The 1,722-nt window shown below is 29.0% G+C and carries 1 protein-coding gene; it reads right to left on the bottom strand.

What is annotated here, in order from left to right:
* Nucleotides 1-1,507 (bottom strand): NACHT domain-containing protein (locus RBH29_RS17575; RefSeq protein WP_306698312.1); only part of this gene is annotated, 1,507 nt, incomplete at its 3' end.
* Between the last annotated feature and the right edge of the window lie 215 nt (nt 1,508-1,722).

Raw genomic sequence — 1,722 nt, forward strand, 5'->3', positions numbered from 1 at the left:
CAGTGGGACTATATCCTTTTAATTCGTTAATAAGATAAGTAAGATATAATGGATTTCCATTACTCTTTTTCATTAGAAGATTTGACAGTTTTACATTCCTATCTAAGTTAATATCTCCAAAGCCATTATTTGTTAATAATTTCTCAGTATCATTAATATCCCACGGCAGTACATTAAACACCTCATAGCTATCATCAGTTAATTGAATTACTTCCGCTATCGGTTGAGATGCTAAAACTACTCTAATATTTTCAGGGAACTTTAATTTTGACAGCACTTTAATAATTTCAGTATCAACTTCTTTTATTATTGATTTATGGAAATTGTATATTCTCCCAATATGATCCAATCCATCTATGATAAATACTATTTCTTCTTTTATATTGTTTATAAGGGTTTGCAGTTCATCTAAATCTACACCATATTTTGTGCTTTTACACTCTGCTAGATTGGGATAAACAATAATAATATCATTTATTAAATTTGCTAGAAATACATTTATTGTAATCCGCTCTTTTTCATACAAATCATCTATTCCCGTATAGCAATAGTGCTGGACTATCTTTACACTATGATTTTTAAGATACTCTATAAAATTTTGTAAGAACCAAGACTTACCTGAACCAGGTTGTCCAATTAATACTGTCTTCTGATTAGTAAAAATAAAATCATAAAAATGCTGATATCTGAACTCATTAATTACATTTAAATCTTTATCAATAACAAAATCCTGTTGTATGTTTCCAAAATCATTCTTCAAGCCCAGTCTATACAATATTGTGGTAAAACTTAGTTCTTCACCCCTTGCTCTTGAACTCTTAACGATATGGGTTAAGTTTAATAATACATCTTCTACTGATTTTGAATGATTTGGATATTTTCCAACCCCAAGTTTTTTTAGTTTAGAAATTACTAAACTCTCTAATGCTGCAGGATTCGCTATGTTGTTGCTTGATTTTGGTAAGTTTATCTCTATAATAAGGTCATTTAAAAATGCACCGAAATCTTCTCTATTAATATTTTGGGCTTGACTTCTAAGTCTCCTCCATGATGATTTTGGCAACCGACCGTTTTCCCATATGCTGTCAATATCTATCTTTAAAAATTTAACATTTTCATCATTATATAAATTGTAACAATTAACTTCTTTAAGAAAATCTAATTCTCCGTTTCCCTCAATATACTCCCATGCCAAGCATATTCTTAAATCAATAGTCCCTGCACTAATAGTTTCCTGCCATGATTTAAATAGTATATCTAGTGCAAGATCATAACTAGCAGATGATAAGTCTGCTTTTTGCAATATTTTATCTTCACTATATTTTATTTGTCTTTTTAGTATTCCATTAGAAGAAATGATGGTAATATCATCAAATTTATCATTTTTACTTTCTTTTTTATCAACTTTAAATGTAGCATTATCACTAGTTAGTAATTGTTCAGTAATAAATAATGCACATAATAAATCCTGATATTCATATCCTTTGTGAGCATACTCTAATCCCATGGCGACACCTCCAAATATACACATATTGAAGATAACAATCCGCATTCCAACACAAATCTACATTTACGCATCAATAGAAGTTATTCATATCCAGAACTTTTTAACTCATTAGAGCATAAAGGACGTTTCTAATCTATAAAATTTAAAACTAACCACACTATTTGTGAAAAAAACGGTTTTTTATAAATGAGCTTTTTCGAATAACTGTTGTTATA

Source organism: Herbivorax alkaliphila, from assembly GCF_030848475.1.
GTDB lineage: Bacteria > Bacillota > Clostridia > Acetivibrionales > Acetivibrionaceae > Herbivorax.